Origin of the sequence: Pseudomonas crudilactis (genome assembly GCF_013433315.1) — a bacterium.
Taxonomy (GTDB): domain Bacteria; phylum Pseudomonadota; class Gammaproteobacteria; order Pseudomonadales; family Pseudomonadaceae; genus Aquipseudomonas; species Aquipseudomonas crudilactis.
Map to the genome: position 1 here is coordinate 99,596 of NZ_WXVV01000006.1, position 16,782 is coordinate 116,377.

Annotated in this window: 20 protein-coding genes and 1 pseudogene; 8 read left to right on the plus strand and 13 right to left on the minus strand. The window is 57.7% G+C overall.

Features of this window, described 5'->3' with window-relative positions; all coding sequences use genetic code 11:
* Positions 1 to 68 precede the first annotated feature (68 nt).
* A complete protein-coding gene (locus GTU76_RS08560; RefSeq protein WP_180698433.1) occupies positions 69 to 824 on the minus strand; it encodes a spermidine synthase in 756 nt (251 codons plus the stop codon).
* 153 nt (positions 825 to 977) lie between these two features.
* On the opposite strand from GTU76_RS08560, the gene GTU76_RS08565 reads away from it, so the two are divergent.
* A complete protein-coding gene (locus GTU76_RS08565; RefSeq protein ID WP_180698434.1) occupies positions 978 to 2,324 on the plus strand; it encodes a class II 3-deoxy-7-phosphoheptulonate synthase in 1,347 nt (448 codons plus the stop codon).
* A 98-nt stretch (positions 2,325 to 2,422) separates the two neighbouring features.
* On the opposite strand, the gene GTU76_RS08570 is transcribed toward GTU76_RS08565, so the two are convergent.
* Positions 2,423 to 3,649 carry a winged helix-turn-helix domain-containing protein gene (locus GTU76_RS08570; RefSeq protein ID WP_180698435.1) on the minus strand — a complete coding sequence of 409 codons (1,227 nt, stop codon included), beginning with the start codon at positions 3,647 to 3,649 and terminating at the stop codon, positions 2,423 to 2,425.
* Between the two features lie 80 nt (positions 3,650 to 3,729).
* Positions 3,730 to 3,951: a DUF1127 domain-containing protein gene (locus tag GTU76_RS08575; protein WP_016985493.1), complete on the minus strand. Its 222-nt coding sequence runs from the start codon at positions 3,949 to 3,951 to the stop codon at positions 3,730 to 3,732.
* Between the two features lie 96 nt (positions 3,952 to 4,047).
* On the opposite strand from GTU76_RS08575, the gene GTU76_RS08580 reads away from it, so the two are divergent.
* Positions 4,048 to 4,902, plus strand: a complete 855-nt coding sequence (locus tag GTU76_RS08580) for a LysR substrate-binding domain-containing protein (RefSeq protein ID WP_026000633.1) — start codon at positions 4,048 to 4,050, stop codon at positions 4,900 to 4,902.
* On the opposite strand, the gene GTU76_RS08585 is transcribed toward GTU76_RS08580, so the two are convergent.
* A complete protein-coding gene (locus GTU76_RS08585) occupies positions 4,892 to 5,641 on the minus strand; it encodes a sulfite exporter TauE/SafE family protein (RefSeq protein ID WP_175559623.1) in 750 nt (249 codons plus the stop codon). The two genes, GTU76_RS08580 and GTU76_RS08585, sit on opposite strands and share 11 nt — an antisense overlap.
* Before the next feature lie 110 nt (positions 5,642 to 5,751).
* Between GTU76_RS08585 and GTU76_RS08590 the strand changes: the two genes are divergently transcribed.
* The 3 genes from GTU76_RS08590 to GTU76_RS08600 all read left to right on the plus strand — a co-directional run bounded on the left by GTU76_RS08590 (position 5,752) and on the right by GTU76_RS08600 (position 7,984).
* Positions 5,752 to 6,708 carry a LysR family transcriptional regulator gene (locus tag GTU76_RS08590; RefSeq protein ID WP_026000634.1) on the plus strand — a complete coding sequence of 319 codons (957 nt, stop codon included), beginning with the start codon at positions 5,752 to 5,754 and terminating at the stop codon, positions 6,706 to 6,708.
* A 73-nt stretch (positions 6,709 to 6,781) separates the two neighbouring features.
* Positions 6,782 to 7,237 (plus strand): MarR family winged helix-turn-helix transcriptional regulator, encoded by a 456-nt coding sequence (locus GTU76_RS08595; RefSeq protein ID WP_180698436.1) that lies wholly within the window; start codon positions 6,782 to 6,784, stop codon positions 7,235 to 7,237.
* A gap of 327 nt (positions 7,238 to 7,564) precedes the next feature.
* Positions 7,565 to 7,984, plus strand: coding sequence for an organic hydroperoxide resistance protein (locus GTU76_RS08600; protein ID WP_016985496.1), 420 nt, complete (start codon positions 7,565 to 7,567; stop codon positions 7,982 to 7,984).
* A gap of 102 nt (positions 7,985 to 8,086) precedes the next feature.
* Here GTU76_RS08600 and GTU76_RS08605 read toward each other — a convergent pair whose 3' ends face one another.
* Both GTU76_RS08605 and earP read right to left on the minus strand, forming a co-directional pair.
* A complete protein-coding gene (locus GTU76_RS08605; protein ID WP_007908599.1) occupies positions 8,087 to 8,656 on the minus strand; it encodes an elongation factor P in 570 nt (189 codons plus the stop codon).
* A gap of 48 nt (positions 8,657 to 8,704) precedes the next feature.
* Positions 8,705 to 9,847, minus strand: a complete 1,143-nt coding sequence (gene earP / locus GTU76_RS08610) for an elongation factor P maturation arginine rhamnosyltransferase EarP (protein WP_180698437.1) — start codon at positions 9,845 to 9,847, stop codon at positions 8,705 to 8,707.
* A 124-nt stretch (positions 9,848 to 9,971) separates the two neighbouring features.
* Here earP and GTU76_RS08615 point away from each other — a divergent pair, with 124 nt between their 5' ends.
* A complete protein-coding gene (locus GTU76_RS08615; protein ID WP_175553563.1) occupies positions 9,972 to 10,382 on the plus strand; it encodes a hypothetical protein in 411 nt (136 codons plus the stop codon).
* 2 nt (positions 10,383 to 10,384) lie between these two features.
* Positions 10,385 to 10,867: a GreA/GreB family elongation factor gene (locus GTU76_RS08620; RefSeq protein WP_034155245.1), complete on the plus strand. Its 483-nt coding sequence runs from the start codon at positions 10,385 to 10,387 to the stop codon at positions 10,865 to 10,867.
* Positions 10,868 to 10,876: 9 nt separating this feature from the next.
* On the opposite strand, the gene cysB is transcribed toward GTU76_RS08620, so the two are convergent.
* The 7 genes and pseudogenes from cysB to GTU76_RS08655 all read right to left on the minus strand — a co-directional run bounded on the left by cysB (position 10,877) and on the right by GTU76_RS08655 (position 16,244).
* Complete coding sequence (cysB, locus tag GTU76_RS08625) at positions 10,877 to 11,851, minus strand: HTH-type transcriptional regulator CysB (protein ID WP_007908591.1); 975 nt, start codon at positions 11,849 to 11,851, stop codon at positions 10,877 to 10,879.
* A 113-nt stretch (positions 11,852 to 11,964) separates the two neighbouring features.
* Positions 11,965 to 12,468 (minus strand): universal stress protein, encoded by a 504-nt coding sequence (locus GTU76_RS08630; RefSeq protein WP_016985500.1) that lies wholly within the window; start codon positions 12,466 to 12,468, stop codon positions 11,965 to 11,967.
* Positions 12,469 to 12,566: 98 nt separating this feature from the next.
* Positions 12,567 to 12,788 (minus strand): annotated as a pseudogene (locus GTU76_RS08635) (5'-nucleotidase); the annotation flags it as partial.
* An 89-nt stretch (positions 12,789 to 12,877) separates the two neighbouring features.
* Positions 12,878 to 13,648 (minus strand): FAD-dependent thymidylate synthase, encoded by a 771-nt coding sequence (gene thyX / locus GTU76_RS08640; RefSeq protein ID WP_180698438.1) that lies wholly within the window; start codon positions 13,646 to 13,648, stop codon positions 12,878 to 12,880.
* Positions 13,645 to 14,523 carry a dCTP deaminase gene (locus GTU76_RS08645; protein ID WP_180698439.1) on the minus strand — a complete coding sequence of 293 codons (879 nt, stop codon included), beginning with the start codon at positions 14,521 to 14,523 and terminating at the stop codon, positions 13,645 to 13,647. The genes thyX and GTU76_RS08645 overlap by 4 nt, the downstream gene beginning before the upstream one ends.
* Positions 14,524 to 14,904: 381 nt before the next feature.
* Positions 14,905 to 15,861 (minus strand): putative 2-dehydropantoate 2-reductase, encoded by a 957-nt coding sequence (locus GTU76_RS08650; protein ID WP_180698440.1) that lies wholly within the window; start codon positions 15,859 to 15,861, stop codon positions 14,905 to 14,907.
* Positions 15,858 to 16,244: a thioredoxin family protein gene (locus tag GTU76_RS08655; protein ID WP_016985503.1), complete on the minus strand. Its 387-nt coding sequence runs from the start codon at positions 16,242 to 16,244 to the stop codon at positions 15,858 to 15,860. The genes GTU76_RS08650 and GTU76_RS08655 overlap by 4 nt, the downstream gene beginning before the upstream one ends.
* On the opposite strand from GTU76_RS08655, the gene GTU76_RS08660 reads away from it, so the two are divergent.
* The gene (locus GTU76_RS08660) at positions 16,243 to 16,686 is read left to right on the plus strand and encodes a PilZ domain-containing protein (protein ID WP_016985504.1); all 444 of its coding nucleotides are present in this window, start codon (positions 16,243 to 16,245) and stop codon (positions 16,684 to 16,686) included. The two genes, GTU76_RS08655 and GTU76_RS08660, sit on opposite strands and share 2 nt — an antisense overlap.
* Positions 16,687 to 16,782 lie beyond the last annotated feature (96 nt).

The following is a 16,782-nucleotide window of genomic DNA, read 5'->3' on the forward strand; positions in this document are numbered from 1 at the left end:
CCTACAAGGGAACGCATTTCAATGTAGGAGTGAGCCTGCTCGCGATAGGGCCAGCAAGGCCAGATGCCTCAGGTCGCCGGGCGAATACTGTTGATCAACGACTGCAACGAATACCCCAACCGCGGCGCCAGCGCTTCGGCCCGGGCCGTCAGCGCCTGCATGTCCAGCACCTGATCGAGATCCGCCGGGACAATCAGAATCACATTGCCCTCCTTCACCGGCAACTCCCAATAATGCCGGTGATACAGCCCGCGCAACAACGCCGCACCCAACGGCTTGCCGTCATCGGTGGCCCACTGATTGATCACCAGCCAGCCGCCGGGATTCAGTCGCTTCTGGCAGTCGCCGAGAAAACTCCAGGCCAGATGCCCGACGCCCGGCCCGACATCGGTGTACAGGTCGACGAAAATCAGGTCCGCCGGCTCAGCAGTCGGCAGCAGTTCCAGCGCATCGCCGACGCGAATGTACAGCCGTGGATCATCATCCAGCCCAAGGTATTCGATCGCCAGACGCGGCACATCCGGGCGCAATTCAATCGCCTCGACATCTTCCAGCGGCAAAAACTTGAGGCAGGCCTGAGTCAGCGTCCCGGCACCGAGCCCGAGAAACAGCGCACTCTCCGGCCGTTCATGGCACAACGCACCGATCAGCATCGCCCGGGTGTAGTCGTACTCCAGCCAGCTCGGATCAGCGGTGAACACGCAGCTCTGCTCGATCGCATCGCCGAACTCGAGAAAGCGGTAATCGGCCACTTCCAGCACGCGAATCACGCCGAACTCATCCTGTACTTCGGCGAGCAGATGCTCGACGCGCTCCTCAGTCATTTCGTCTCCTGATGGTCACCGGGCGCGGTGACGCGATGGCACCGCTGTGGCGCCGTGGCAAAGCGGCGATTGTCGGTGATGGGGTGGGAGCAGGTCACGCACTAATTGCTGCTACCATGGGCTTCCCGTGCGTAGAACCAATTAGAGACCGTGATGAGCCAACCGTGGAGCCCTGACAGCTGGCGCGCCCTGCCGATCCAGCAACAACCCCAATATCCTGACGCTGCGCATCTGCACCAGGTCGAGCAGACGCTGGCCAGCTATCCGCCACTGGTGTTTGCCGGCGAAGCGCGCGAGCTGCGTCGTCAGTTTGCCGAGGTCACGCATGGCCGGGCATTCCTGCTGCAGGGCGGCGATTGCGCGGAAAGCTTCGCCGAGTTCTCCGCGGCGAAGATTCGCGACACCTTTAAAGTGTTGCTGCAAATGGCGATCGTCATGACCTTCGCCGCCGGTTGCCCGGTGGTCAAGGTCGGGCGCATGGCCGGTCAGTTCGCCAAACCGCGTTCGGCCAACGACGAGACCATCGACGGCGTGACCCTGCCGGCCTACCGTGGCGACATCGTCAACGGCATCGGCTTCGACGAAAAAAGCCGCGTGCCGGATCCGGAACGTCTGCTGCAGTCCTACCACCAGTCCACCGCGACCCTGAACCTGCTGCGTGCCTTTGCTCAGGGCGGTTTTGCCGACCTGCATCAGGTGCACAAGTGGAACCTCGACTTCATCGCCAACTCGGCGCTGGCCGAGAAGTACAGCCACCTCGCCGACCGCATTGATGAAACCCTGGCGTTCATGCGCGCCTGTGGCATGGACAGCTCGCCGCAACTGCGCGAAACCAGTTTCTTCACCGCCCACGAAGCGCTGCTGCTGAACTACGAAGAAGCCTTCGTGCGCCGCGACAGCCTGACCAACGATTACTACGATTGCTCGGCACACATGCTGTGGATCGGCGACCGCACCCGTCAGCTCGACGGCGCGCATGTCGAATTCCTGCGTGGTGTAAACAATCCGATCGGCGTGAAAGTCGGCCCGAGCATGAACCCGGAGGATCTGATCCGCCTGATCGACGTGCTCAACCCGGACAACGATCCGGGGCGCCTCAATCTGATCGCGCGGATGGGTGCGAACAAGGTCGGCGATCACTTGCCGGCGCTGATTCGCGCGGTGCAGCGTGAAGGCAAACAGGTGCTGTGGAGTTCCGACCCGATGCACGGCAACACCATCAAGGCCAGCAGCGGTTACAAGACCCGCGACTTTGCGCAGATCCTCGGTGAGGTTAAACAGTTCTTCCAGGTGCACGAAGCCGAAGGCAGTTACGCGGGCGGCATTCACATCGAGATGACCGGGCAGAATGTCACCGAGTGCATTGGTGGCGCGCGGCCGATTACTGAAGATGGCTTGTCGGATCGCTATCACACCCATTGTGATCCACGGATGAATGCTGATCAGTCGCTGGAATTGGCGTTCTTGATTGCCGAAACCCTCAAGCAGGTTCGCCGCTAGACTGCGTCGCCTCTTTCGCGAGCAAGCTCGCTCCCACACTGGACCAGTGTCGTACACACGACCCATGTGGGAGCGAGCTTGCTCGCGAAAAGGCCGGCTCAGACACCGCCAATCTCTGCCAATGCCACCCGCAACCGCGCCGCACTCTCTCGCGGACAATTCAACTGCACCCGCGCCAGCCCCAACCAATCCGCCATCTGCCGCAAGTTCAGCGCCAGCGCCAACATCCCCTCCTCATCCAGCCCCGGCTCTTCCTCGTGCACCGCATGCACCGCCAACTGTCCCGCCGCCCGCTCGGAGCGAAGATCAACCCGCGCGGCAATCCGCTCGTTGTGCAGAAACGGCAACACGTAATAGCCGTAGACCCGCTTGTCCTGCGGCGTATAAATCTCCAGCCGATAGCGAAAATCGAACAAGCGCTCAGTCCGGCTGCGCTCCCAGATCAACGAATCAAACGGCGACAACAACGCACTGGCCACGACCTTGCGCGGGACTTTCGGCTCCGGCAGGCAATAGGCGATTTGCCGCCAACCGGCGACCTCGCACCTCTGCAACTGCCCCGCCTCGACCAGTTCCGCCAGACGTGGGCGCGCATCCGCCGGGTTCAGGCGAAAGTAATCACGCAGGTCTTTTTCAGTGCCAACGCCCAGCGCCTGTACCGCATGCAACAACAGCCCGCGCTGCGCTTCGTCTTCATCAGGCAACGCCTGTTGCAGGATCGAAGATGGAATCACCCGCTCCGGCAAATCATACAAACGCTCAAAACCACGACGCCCCGCCACCGTGACTTCACCGGCGGCGAACAACCACTCCAGCGCATGCTTTTCCGCGCTCCAGTCCCACCATGGCCCGGCCTTGTCTTCGCGGGTCGACAGACTGCCGGCGCCCAACGCGCCCTGCTGTTCAACCGAACTCAACACCCGGCGAACCACGTCCTGCTGCTCGCGACCGAATTTCGCCAGTTGCTGATAGATATCCTCGCCACGCCTGGCGCGCTGCATGCGCCACGCCATCAGCGGATACATCGACAGCGGCAGCAACGACGCTTCATGCCCCCAGTATTCGAACAGCGTGCGACGTCGCCCCGAACTCCAGGCAGCCTGGTCGAGCAAATCAGCAGAGTAGGCACCGAGACGGGAAAACAGCGGCAGGTAGTGCGAGCGCACCACGGCATTGACGGAGTCGATTTGCAGCAGACCCAGCCGTTCGATCAGCCGGTTGACGTGCGCGGCTCTGACAGTCGGCGGCTGGCGCCCGTTGAAGCCTTGGGCAGCCAGCGCCAGTCGTCGCGCCTGTTTGAGGGAAAAGGCCAGAGTCGCGGGCATGAGCATCTCCTTGTCTGCTCGCAACCTACCTCACTGGAAGTTGGTTTGTGTAGGGCTCTGCTCATCATTTATGCGGCGGGTCATTTATGCATCGGGTCATCCCAGAACGGCCGCACGGCTTCGTGTTCAACGTCGGCACGACTGACCCCGATGTCCTTCAACGCTTCGTCGCTCAGACTGGCGAGCAACTCACGTTCACGGTGCAGTTCGTACCAGCGGCTAAACTTGTGCAGCAGGTCGGAAACGATATGGCCGTGGCCGGAAAATTTTGCTTCGTCTACATACTCTCTTTGACCTTTCATCGTGTTGCCTCCTTTGTGGATGGCTCAAGTCTCGCGCCAGCGCTAAGATCAATCCAACGAATGTTTCTGATGGCATGCATCACGGAGATTCATCAATTGTCGGCCTACCCCAGTATCGATACCGATGTACTGCGCACCTTTGTCGCCATCGCTGATCAGGGCGGGTTTACCCGTGCCGGCGAAATGGTCAACCGCACGCAATCGGCGGTGAGCATGCAGATGAAGCGTCTGGAAGAAGACGTGTTGCAGCGGCAATTGTTCGAGCGCGACGGACGCCAGGTGCGCCTGACCGCCGAGGGCCAGGTGTTGCTCGGTTACGCGCGGCGCATCCTCAAGTTGCACAGCGAAGTGTTCAACACCTTGCGCGAGCCGCACATGGTCGGCACGGTACGCATCGGTACGCCGGACGATTACGTGATGAGGTTTCTACCGGGGATCCTCTCGCGGTTCGCGCAGTTCTATCCGTTGATCCAGATCGAAGTGCATTGCGAGTCGACCAAACAACTGCTGCAGCGCACCGACCTGGATTTGTCGATTGTCACCCGCGAACCGGGCAACGAGATCGGCCAACTACTGCGCAAGGAGCGTTTCGTCTGGGCCGAAGCGCAGAATTTCAGTGCCCACGAGCAAACGCCGCTGCCGCTGGCGATGTTCAACAGTGATTGTTTCTGCCGCTTGTGGGCGTGCAATGCGCTGGACGCGATGGGCCGCGATTACCGCATTGCCTACAACAGCACCAGTTTGTCGGCGCTGATGGCCGTGGTCAGCGCGGGTCTGGCGATCACCGCGCAACTGGAAAGCCTGATCACCCCGGACATGCGCATCCTCGGCGCCGCCGAAGATCTGCCGCTGTTGCCCGAGGCCAGCATCATGCTGATCCGCAACCTGAACAATCCGTCGCCGATCACCGAGTGCCTGGCCGAGCATATCGTCGAAGGTTTTAAACTTTAAACGCGAGCATCACCGCACACAGCACCAGGAAACCGCAGAACAGCCCGCGCAGAAGTTTTTCCGGCATGGCGTGGGCAACTTTCACCCCCCAACTGATGCTCGCCAGACCGCCGATGGCCAGCGGCAGGCCGATCATCCAGTCCACTTCGTGATGTACCGCGTAGGTCACCAGGGTCACGCCGGTGCTTGGCAACGCCAGCGCCAGCGACAAGCCCTGAGCGACCACTTGCGTGGTGCCGAAGAGGCTGGTCAGCACCGGCGTTGCCACCACAGCACCGCCGACACCGAACAAGCCGCCCATGGTTCCGGACGCCGCACCGAGAACGCCGAGCCAAGGCCAGGAATAGCGCATCTCGGAGGTCGCAGCGGGTTGCTTGCCGAACATCTTCAGCAGGTTGTACGCCGAGAGCACCACCAGGAAAGCGACAAAACCGATGCGCATGGTTTGCGCATCGATACCCACCGCCCAGATCGAACCGATCCACGCAAAGCAAAAACCCATCAGCGCCAAGGGCAGCGCATGCCGCAGTTCGATGCGATTGCGCTGGTGATAGCGCCACAGCGCCAGCATCACGTTCGGCACCACCATGACCAGCGCCGTGCCTTGGGCAATCTGCTGATCGAGGCCGAACCACACACCGAGCAACGGGATAGCAATCAAGCCGCCGCCGATGCCGAAAATGCCGCCAAGTGTGCCAAGGGCGGCGCCGAACAGCAGGTACAACAAAAACTCCATCACAGCTCAATTCCTCTTACGTCAGGCGATTCATCCTACGCAGTCGTGGCTGGCGGGGAAACGCACAGCAACGCACAATGGCTATGCCGATTTCGCACAGGCGTTTGCTGACCATGAATCCCAATCAATTGACCGACCAACTCGGGTTGTTTCTCGATGTACTGGAGAGTGGCAGTTTTTCCGCCGCTTCGCGTCGTCATCCACTGACTCCTTCGGCCGTCGCCCGACGGATCGACAGCCTGGAAAGCGCCGTTGGCAGCCAGTTGTTTGTCCGTAGCACCCATGCCGTGCGCGCAACGCCGGCAGGCCTGGCGTTTGCCGAACGCGCGCGACGGATTGTTGCCGAGTTGCAACTGGCCCGCGCAGAAGCGGTGTCCCTGAGCAGTACGCCCGAAGGCTTGATCCGCATCGATGCCCCCGCCGCTTTCGGGCGAAGGCATCTGGCGCCGGTGATCGCTGACTTTCTCGTTCTGTATCCGGGACTGGATGTGCAACTGCACCTGATCGACAGCTTCGTCGACATGGGCGGTTCGAACCTGGGCAAAGTCGATCTGGTGCTGCGCGCCGGACAAATGGCTGATACCCGATTGGTGGCCACACCCTTGGCGAGCATGGTGCGTATTGCCTGCGCCAGTCCTGACTACCTCAAGCGCCGTGGTGTGCCTGGCAGTCCGGCGCAACTGAGCGAGCATGACGGCCTCGACTGGGACGGCCTCGCACCGCCCTTCGCCTGGCGCTTCGAGCAGGACGGGCAGATGCAATTGCACCGCCCGGCGCGCATCCGCATGAGCGCCAACAATGCCGAGGCGCTGGTCTGCGGAGCCTTGGCTGGCTTGGGCATCGCGCATCTGCCGACATGGCTGGCCAGTGAGTACCTGCTGCGCGGCGAACTGCTGCCGTTGTTCTGCGAAAACGGCCTGCCAAGCCCGGAGTCCACTGGCATTTACGCGCTGCGCATGGAACAGCAAACCCATTCGCGCAGCCGTTTGCTCCTCGAATACCTGAAGACCCGATTCAGTCCCGTGCCGCCATGGGATCTGGCGCTACAGCGAGATCTGGGCCGGCACTAGCGCTGGAAAATTATCTGGCGCATTAAAGATTCGAGCGCTAGATTCATGACCATTACCGAACAAGGCTTTTGACATGACTTCAGTACGCGACACCTGCGACGACCTGCTGCTGGATAACCAGGCGTGCTTCGCCCTGCATTCCACCTCACTGATGATGACCAAGGTCTACAAGCCTTTGCTGCAAGCCTTGAACCTGACCTATCCGCAGTACCTGGCGATGATGGTGTTGTGGGAGAAGGATGGTTTGACCGTCGGAGAAATCAGCTCGCGGTTGCTGACGGATCCCGGATCGCTGACTCCGCTGCTCAAACGCCTGGAAGGCGAAGGGTTGCTCAGCCGCACGCGCAGCCGTGACGATGAGCGCGTGGTGATTGTCGAGCTGACCGAGCAAGGCCGAGCGCTGAAAGAAAAAGCCCAGACCGTTCCGCAATGCATCCTCGGCGCCAGCGGCTTCACTCTGGAACGGCTGCAAAAGCTGCAAGCGGAGTTGCAGGCGCTGCGCAGCCATCTACAAGAAAGCCTGATCTAAAACCAATACTGTCCCCTGTGGGAGCGAGCCTGCTCGCGAATGCGATCTGTCAGCCAACCTGTTTGTTGAATGGGACATCCCATTCGCGAGCAGGCTCGCTCCCACAGGGATTTCATCGTCAGCGAAATATTTTCAACACCTGACGTACCGCGCAATCCGCTCTAAATCAAGCCTTACAGCCCGCCCTCAATAACCATCTTTTTGTCGAAACGCAGATTTCTCAAAAATTTATATTGCGCGCAAAATATTTGCGCGATACATTCATCTGGCACTTACTTAGCGCGCAAACAATTAGCGCACACAATCACACCCAATGAGGCTCACACCATGCAAACTCTCTACACCGCAATCGCAACCTCCACTGGCGGCCGTGATGGTCGTGCGATCTCCAGCGACAACATCCTCGACGTCAAACTCGCCACCCCGAAAGAACTCGGCGGTGCCGGCGGCGCGGCGACCAACCCTGAGCAACTGTTCGCTGCCGGCTACTCGGCCTGCTTCATCGGCGCACTGAAATTCGTCGCCAGCCAGACCAAACGCAAAATCCCTGACGATGCCTCGATCACCGCCCACGTCGGCATCGGCCAGATTCCTGGCGGCTTCGGTCTGGACATCGATCTGCATATCAGCCTTCCGGGTCTGGAACAAGCCGATGCGCAAGCGCTGGTCGATGCGGCTCACCAGGTTTGCCCGTACTCCAACGCCACCCGTGGCAACGTCGATGTGCGTCTGCACACCACCGTCTGAAACCAGGCTCGCTCCCACAGGGGATAGGTGTGGAGCGCAAAATGCAGGCACAAAAAAGCCCGACTCAATGGTCGGGCTTTTTCTTTCCGCAAAAACCGATGCTTATTTGGCACGGCCTTTGTAGGAACCGCCTTCGCGGGTGTCGATTTCGATCTTGTCACCGATTTCGATGAAGTCAGCAACTTGCAGCTCAGTACCGTTGGCCAGCTTGGCTGGCTTCATGACTTTGCCGGAAGTGTCGCCACGAGCCGAACCTTCGGTGTAGTCAACTACGCGCACGATGGTGGTCGGCAGTTCTACGGAAACCAGACGCTCTTCGAAGAAGATCGCTTCGCAAACATCGGTCATGCCTTCTTCAACGAAAGGCAGAACGGCTTCGATGTCTTCAGCGTTCAGCTCGTACATGGTGTAGTCAGTGGTGTCCATGAACGTGTAGGTGTCGCCGCTGATGAAGGACAGGGTCGCTTCTTTGCGGTCGAGGATTACGTCGTCCAGTTTGTCGTCAGCGCTGTAAACGATCTCGGTCTTGTAACCGGTCAGCAGGTTTTTCAGCTTGGTCTTCATGATCGCGCTGTTACGGCCCGACTTGGTGAATTCAGCTTTCTGAACCAGCCAAGGATCGTTCTCGAGACGGATCACGGTACCGGGTTTCAGTTCTTTACCAGTTTTCATTGCGAATATCCGAATTTGGATGGGATTTACAAAAATCTAGGCCGCATATCATATCCAATTTAGGTAAAACTGTACCAGCGCTGCGGCAAGATCGGCCTGCAAGCCTTGTTCCAGACACCATTTTTCGGCATTTTCCTGCAGTTCTGGCCAATGATTACGAGCCGCGAGCCAGTGTTCGCCGATGGGTTGACCGGCACTCCAGGCCCGCCAGAGACCGTTCATCGCCTCGGCAGCGTCCGGCGACAGGCTTTTCGTGTAGAGCGCAAGGAAGGCGTCGAGCTTGTCCAGATGGATGTCTTCGTCCTGCTGATAGATGTGCCAGAGCATCGGCCGCCCCGCCCATTGCGCGCGGACGAATGAGTCCTCACCGCGCACCGCGTTGAAATCGCAGCACCAGAGCAAGTGGTCATATTGATCCTGACGGACGAACGGCAATACCTGCACAGTCAGCGACTGGCGTTCATGTATCGCGCCGACCGCCAGTGTTTCCACGCCGAGCCAGCGTGCGACATCGCCAAGAATCCGCCCTTCCGGCACCAGCAGATGGGTCGGCACAGCGTCCGCCGCCAAAACGTCCAGCCAACTGGCCAACCCGGCATTCTCGTAGGCAAACAGCGAAATCAGCTGGGCGTCAGGCGCAGGATCGATCCCGAGACTTTGCAGGAACTGGCGCTGAGCCTTGGCATCCCGCTGAAATTGCCGACGCTGCTCGAGCAATCCGCGCTCACGCAACAGCCCGCCAGTACCCGGCTGAAAGCCTGGAAAGAAGAAGATTTTCTGCACGTTTTTGTATTTGACCGACGGCAACCCGTGGCAACCGATCACCCAGTCTTCGGCGCTGAGATAGTCGAGGTTCATCCACAGCGGTGGCTGTTCGCGCGCGGCCATCGCGTCCATGTAATCACCGGGTAACTGACAGGCAAACGCGGCGATCACCACATCGGCGGCGTCAGTGTGCGACCACTCGGCCGGCCAGTGGCGCACTTCGACTTCCTGCTGGCATTGCTGTGCCGCGTTGCTATCGATCTCGGGGCAAATACGCTCGAATGCGCGCAGATCATCGACCCACAGGCGCACCGCCAGACCATGTTCGGCCGCCAGTTGCCGGGCCAGGCGCCAGGTCACACCGATGTCACCAAAGTTGTCGACGACGGTACAGAAAATATCCCAGCGGGTTTTCAATTGCGGCATTCAAGACTCCCGTTGGCAAAAGCATCGATTGTCCGCATAAATGACCTCGCGCAGAAGAGCCGACGGCGATTAATCTTCGTGCGACAATCGCCACTTGCCCGCAATCATCCGCCAGGAGGCAGCCATGCCCTATCGTCCCAACCCGCGTCGCCCGTTGCCCGTTCAGCTTAGCGCGCTGCATCTGACCGGCAGCATTGCCTTGGGTATGTGGCTGGGCTTCCTTGCCATTGCACTGACCTGCTGGCTGTTTTCTCATTTCCTGTTCAAAGAACAACTGGCACCGGCTGCCCAAGCGGTGCAGCAACTGGCCAATCCGCCGGCGGCTGTTCAGGTGCAGCCGGATATTCCACCGCAGAGCCCGTTGTTCCAGCAATACGAGGAAAATCTGCGCAAGAACGAGCAGCAGGCACGGCTGGATCAGGCGCGCGGCAGCACGCGTAATCTGTCGAATCCAAAGTGTCAGTTCTGGCTGCAACAGGATCAAACCGCGCCGAGCGAAAAGAGCCGCGCCAACGTTCTGCAATTCTGCGATTGATCATGAACAAGCACATCGTCCACCAACTGATTCTCGACAAACTGCGCATCGACCTCGACATCGCCGAACGCGCCGCGCAAACCGCTTACGAAACCGCGACGCACGAAGAAAACATCGCTGAAAACAAGTACGACACGCTGGGTCTGGAAGCGTCGTATCTGGCAGCGGGTCAGGCAAAAAGGGTCGAGGAAATCCGTCAGTCACTGGCGCTGTGCCAAAACCTGACGCTGCGGGCCTATGACGAGAATCGCGGTATCGAAGTCGGCGCCCTGCTCGGCCTGGAAGACGAAAAGGGACGTGAGCAATGGCTGTTTCTGGCGCCGGATGCGGCAGGCCTGAAAGTCGATGTGGTCGGTCAGCCGATTACCGTCATCACCCCGCGCTCACCGCTGGGCAAAGGTCTGCTGGGCAAGTGCGAAGGCGATGAGGTGGAGATTCTGGTGGCGGGCACCCGGCAACAGTTCGCTGTCACCGAGGTGCTCTGAAACAACTGATCAGTGAACCGGCAGTTCGACGCCGTCAAACAGTTCTTCCAGTTCCTGCTTGTTGTGGCACTGGATGGCTTTGGCCATCACTTCGCGAGTCAGGTGCGGGGCGAACTTCTCGATGAAGTCGCACATGAAACCACGCAGGAAGGTGCCACGACGGAAGCCGATTTTGGTGATGCTCGATTCAAACAACTCGCTGGCATCCAGCACCACCAGGTCGTTGTCGAGTTTGGTGTCGACCGCCATTTTAGCGACGATGCCCACACCCAGGCCCAGGCGCACGTAAGTCTTGATCACGTCGGCGTCGGCCGCAGTGAACACCACTTTCGGCGTCAGACCGCGATGACTGAAGGCCTCGTCGAGTTTCGAGCGACCGGTGAAACCGAACACGTAAGTCACGATCGGGTATTCGGCCAGGGCTTCGAGGGTCAGCTTCGGCAGCTTGGTCAGCGGGTGGCCCTGCGGCACGACCACGCAACGGTTCCAGCGGTAGCACGGCATCATCACCAGATCGCCGAACAGTTCCAGCGCTTCGGTGGCAATGGCGAAATCGACGGTGCCGTCAGCAGCCATTTCGGCGATCTGCATCGGCGAGCCCTGATGCATGTGCAGCGCCACGTCCGGGTATTGCTTGATGAAATTGCTGATCACCGGTGGCAGCGCATAACGTGCCTGGGTATGGGTGGTGGCGATCGACAGGGTGCCTTTTTTCTCGTTGGAGAATTCCTGGGCGATCTGCTTGATGCTTTCGACCTTGCGCAGAATCTCACCGGCGGTGGTGATGATGCGCTCGCCGGCCGGGGTCACGCGGGTCAGGTGCTTGCCACTGCGGGCAAACACTTCGACGCCGAGTTCATCTTCCAGCAGGCGGATTTGTTTACTGATGCCCGGTTGCGAGGTGTAAAGGCTTTGGGCTGTAGCGGAAACGTTGAGGTCGTGGTGCGCCACTTCCCAGATGTAGCGCAATTGTTGAAGCTTCATATGTATCCCTCAAAGCAGGTAGACGCCACGGGCATCAGCGACGGTATATAACTATATTAATGGTTTGACGAATAAATCTAGAACTTTTTTGTCAAGGCGCCATTATTCCTGCTTCAGCGATCCTCCCGCCGCCGACGCTCCACTAGCGGCACCAGATAAACCGGCACCTTGGCCAATTGCAGGACCCGCGCCGCCGTGCGCCCCAACGGCGTTTCCGCGCCTACCCCGTGGCTGTGACTGCCGACGATCAGCAGATCGACAGAGAGTTTCTGCACCTGGTCGAGGATCACCTGTGACGGATCGCCCTGCAGCACGCGCACCGCGCGAATCCGCTGCAGATCCTGCTCACCTTCATCCCCGAGTTCTTCGCGAAAACTGTCCAGCACCCGCTGCTCGATATTGGCAATGACAGTTTTCAGACCCTGGCTGTGAAATTCGTTCAATGCCTGCTCGTCCAGATAACTTTGCAACACCGATTCGGCAAACAGCCCCATCGGCTCCACCGCGTGCACCACATACAAATCGGCATTGAACGTTCGCGCCAACGCCAAGGCATGCTGCATCACTAACGGTGCGTACAGACCGAGGTCAGTGGCATACAGCATCGAACGAATCATATGACCTCCTCGCAAGCCAACAATGGCGGAGATTTGATTCAGCTTAGCAGTGCCTTGGCGAGTACGACGTGCAGCGCAACGTCTTGAAGCACAGGGCTTTAGATGGACGGCTCATTGCTGATGCCGTGAGGCACGTGACCGGTGGCGACCACTTCGCGGGCGAGTTCGCAGTGGCCGGCCTGATCGTCGAAAAACACGTCGGCAGCAAACGCTTCGAGAAACGCCGACTTGGTCAGTCCACCGAGAAACAGTGACTCGTCGAGACGAATGTCCCACTCGCGCAAGGTGCGAATGACCCGCTCGTGCGCCGGTGCCGAACGCGGAAAGAAACAGGTCACAACCAAAAACTTTCAGATGGGGATACGAACTGCGCACCTCAATCTCGATGCTAAAGAGGTGCCTAGAATTACTATTTCACTTTGTTAACCAAACTACTTCCGTCAGCTAAGGTCACCTTCTCGAAATCTTGAAAGAGCGAAGGCGCGTCCTTTTTTACGATTTTTAGAATTTGACTTGATACATCTCGCATTTCCCAATCACCTTCGATTGCGCCCCTTGCAATTAGAAAGTTTCTTATAGCCCTGGCATTCGCCGTGAAAACTATCTTAGTCTCAATGGCATTTGGAAGTATCGATCGCGCAGTCGTTCTTAGTTCGCGTAGCTTTTCCTTATTGGACAAAGCGCTACTTATAGACATTTTTTGGGCGCTCTGTATGAGTTCCCTGTACAGTTCGAGAGAGGAAGTCATCGCCTTAAGCCACTTCTTGTATAGAGCCGTGTCTTTCTTTAGCGATGGAGGCGCAACAAAATCCGCGTCAGACTCATCATAATACTGTTGTGAAAGCTGACTATATGAAAAACCGGCTCGATGCCTTACTAATTGGTGAGTGAAACCTCGCGAGACACCTGAAGCTATAAACGTCCAATTCACGTGCTCAAGCACACTGCCGTGACCGCTATCAATTAGATTAAGTATGTATTCTTGATTGCTTCTAGGAGACTGACGCTCGCCAAACGACATATAGCAAACGCGCCCGGAAAACTCGACTAAATCATCGCTACCTTTAGACTCATGGCTTTTTTTCCAAACCACACTTTCAGAATCTAAAAACTCTTGAATCACATCAAAGTCAGGAAGTGTTTTCGCAATGCATCTCACGTGAGGGCTTGAGATTTTCATTTTGCCACCTTATCTTCAATTGCTGGTGCTGGTGCTGGTGCTGGTGCTGGTGCTGGTGCTGGTGCTGGTGCTGGTGCTGCAGATGCTGCAGATGCTGCAGATGCTGCAGATGCGCCTGAGTTTAATGGTCTCTTTTCCAGTTGGCCTTGTAAAAACTTTACTTGCTCTTCCAATTTTTTGATTGCTTCACCATTTTTGGACTCACTATGCTTCGATTCTAATACATTTGTTAAAACCGTAGCCACACCCGGAACAGCAATAGCCAGTACAGCGATCACCAATGATACGAAGGTAAGAGCAGTAGCGAAATGGGCCCATATAGCTTTCTTTATATAACCATAAGACCTTTCCGACATATTGGCAAAATCTTTCGACAGCCTGGACAGCTGTGTTAGATTAGCCCCTCCACCTGCACCTTTCTGATATCCGGAAGAATGAGAGTTCAGCCTGAAAAGAAGTAGCGTCGCAACGACAGACCGCGACTCCATTGTAATTGCATATTTACCCATGTTTATGAGGCAAACAGTGAGCTTCCCGCTGTACCCTGGATCTATATGACCTGGATTGGTCATAATTATACCATTTTTTGTCAACGAATTTGGCGGTAAAAGTATCCCCCCAATATCCTTACTTAACTGCACCTCTTCCGCCAACTCAATAATAATAGTTTCTCCCGGATCAATATTACACTGATGCGCCGCCAAATCAGAGAAACGCTGAACCTTACTGATATCTTTTAGTTTTTCAGGAACATATATCCCCCCGACAGTCAGATCGACAGAAGATGATTGAATCTGTTTATAATTGAAATCTCCGCCAAAAATTATTTCCCCAGAGAGTTCAGCTGTTCGTATCTCAGAATCAGTTAGCAGCAAAGCACGTCCCCTAAAAACAGTTCAAGACATTGGCATGGTAGGTGAATGTTGATTATTTAAAAAGGTTTGCTTAGGCTTCATCTTCAGTTTCAGCCCCCTCTGAACCAGCGCTATCAAACCTGCCACGACCTAGGTTGGGATTTGCGTTAGCTGAGGCGACCAACGCTGCGAACTCATGAGCAGGATAAAGTAGCAATGGGATGACTGGGGCATCCGTGACTGCCGATCAGCGCAGTCCACTACCTGTCCTGCGGAACCATCACCTACATCGCTGCTGGTGACATCAGCGACACGTCAAGATGAATTTTCGTAAAGCCATTCGCGATGTGGGCTGTGGCAGGCGCGGTAGCTCCATACCTTTCTAATTTTCTCAAAACCGACTCAGACGTTGCGTCGGTCGATGAATCCCAGATTGCGGTACAACGCTTCGATACGCGGCAATTCACAGCCTGCCGCTTTCGCTGCCGCCAGTGGTCGAGCGTAGATCGCTTCGAGTTCCAGCGGACGCTTGTGTAAAAAATCGTGGTACATGCTCGGCCAGTAGTCAGGCATTTCCTCGGTCATCGTGAACAGAAACCCGGCGTAACCGGGCGGCATGTCGTGGCCGCAGGCTTTGGCGCCCTCAACTACTTCGGCCATCAATGCCTGGATGTGCGCGCGGCTGTCGGCATCTGCCATCAGCGGCATGGTGCCCGCGCCGAGCAATACCGAGAGACCGTTGTAAGGGATATTCCAGACCAGTTTTTGCCAGCGCGCCTGGTGCAGATTGGGCATCGCTTGCGAATCAAGACCGGCGGTACGGAACAGCTCTGCGCCCTCCTCGACGATCGCCATGCGCGCGACATCATCAATGGCCGAACCGCTGTGATAACCGACGTTGACTGCGCCGAGCGCCTCATGCGTCACCAGCCCCGGCCCCTCGCGATGCACGCAGATCAGGCACAGACCGCCGAGCAAATGCAGCGAATCAGGCAACAGCGCACGCAAACTGTCTTCGACATCCAGACCGTTTTGCAGCAACAGCACTTTCGCATCCGGCTTGGCGGCTTGAATGATTGCCGGCGCCAGATCAGCGTTGCTGGTGGTTTTTGCGCCCACCAGCAGCCAGTCGCACTTGGGCATGTCTTCGGCGGACGAATAGGCCTGCGCTGGATGCAACGTCAGCGGGCCATGCACCGCGCTGTTGATTTGCAAACCACGCTCAGCCACTGCCGAAAACTCGCTGCGCAACAGAAAGTGCACGTCGAAACCGGCACGCGCCAGCATCACACCGTAAAAACCACCAATCGCGCCGGTGCCGATAATTCCTACGACCGGTTTATTCACTACCCCCATCATGGCAACTCCTCTGCAATTCGACCCAGTGCCTGCGCCAGCGCTGCGTTCAGCGCAGCGGCCGTCAGGCGCGTGTGCAATGCCCCAAAGAACTCGCCGTCGCGCACCACAAACAGCGCCGGCAAATGAAAGACCTGATAGCGCTCCACCAACCCGCCGTTGTCGCCGGCATCGATCCAGCACAGGCGATCGATGGCCAACGCCATATCCGGCAACACTTCGCGGGCATAACGGCAACTGGCGCAACCGACACTGGTGAAAATCACCAGCGAAACGCCGCTCATCGCCAATAGCCGTTGATCGGCGTCGAAATCGGTCAGTTCGGATTCGACCACTATACTGGGGGAAACAATGTCAAATGGCCGACACAGGGAGTCTGTGCTCATGGGACGTTTCATTCCTCATCCGGACGAGGTGCCGGTTGAATTAACCTTGCTCAAGCCTGAGTGTATTTCCAGGCAACAGCTGCACACTATCAGCCTCGGCGGCATCGCTTGCAATTACCACCGTGCCTGGCGCCATGGCACAGCGCTGCAAGTGCGCATGCCGTCACTCAACGCCGACATCTGTTATCCGGGCTATGTGGCGTGGTGCCTGCGGCGCAAAAAAGGCTACCTGGTGGGCATCGCCTTCACCGATGAGCAGACGCTGTTCAGTGCGCGAATGGGTGAGCAGGTGTGTCAGATAGAGCGCTATTGCCGCATGCATGACACCCACGATGACCTGCAAGAAATTCAGGCGGTGGCCCTGCAATGGGTCGAGCAACACGCCGACGAGTTCTCCCACGACAGCGTGCGCAAGGCTTTTGCGCAGCCAGCGCTGGACTAAAGCACCTTTTGCCCATTGTCGAGCAGGCGCTTTACGCGCTAAGGTTCCGCTCCCCGACGCGCTTAAATCTGCTGTGCTCCGCCGCGCGGGGATCGC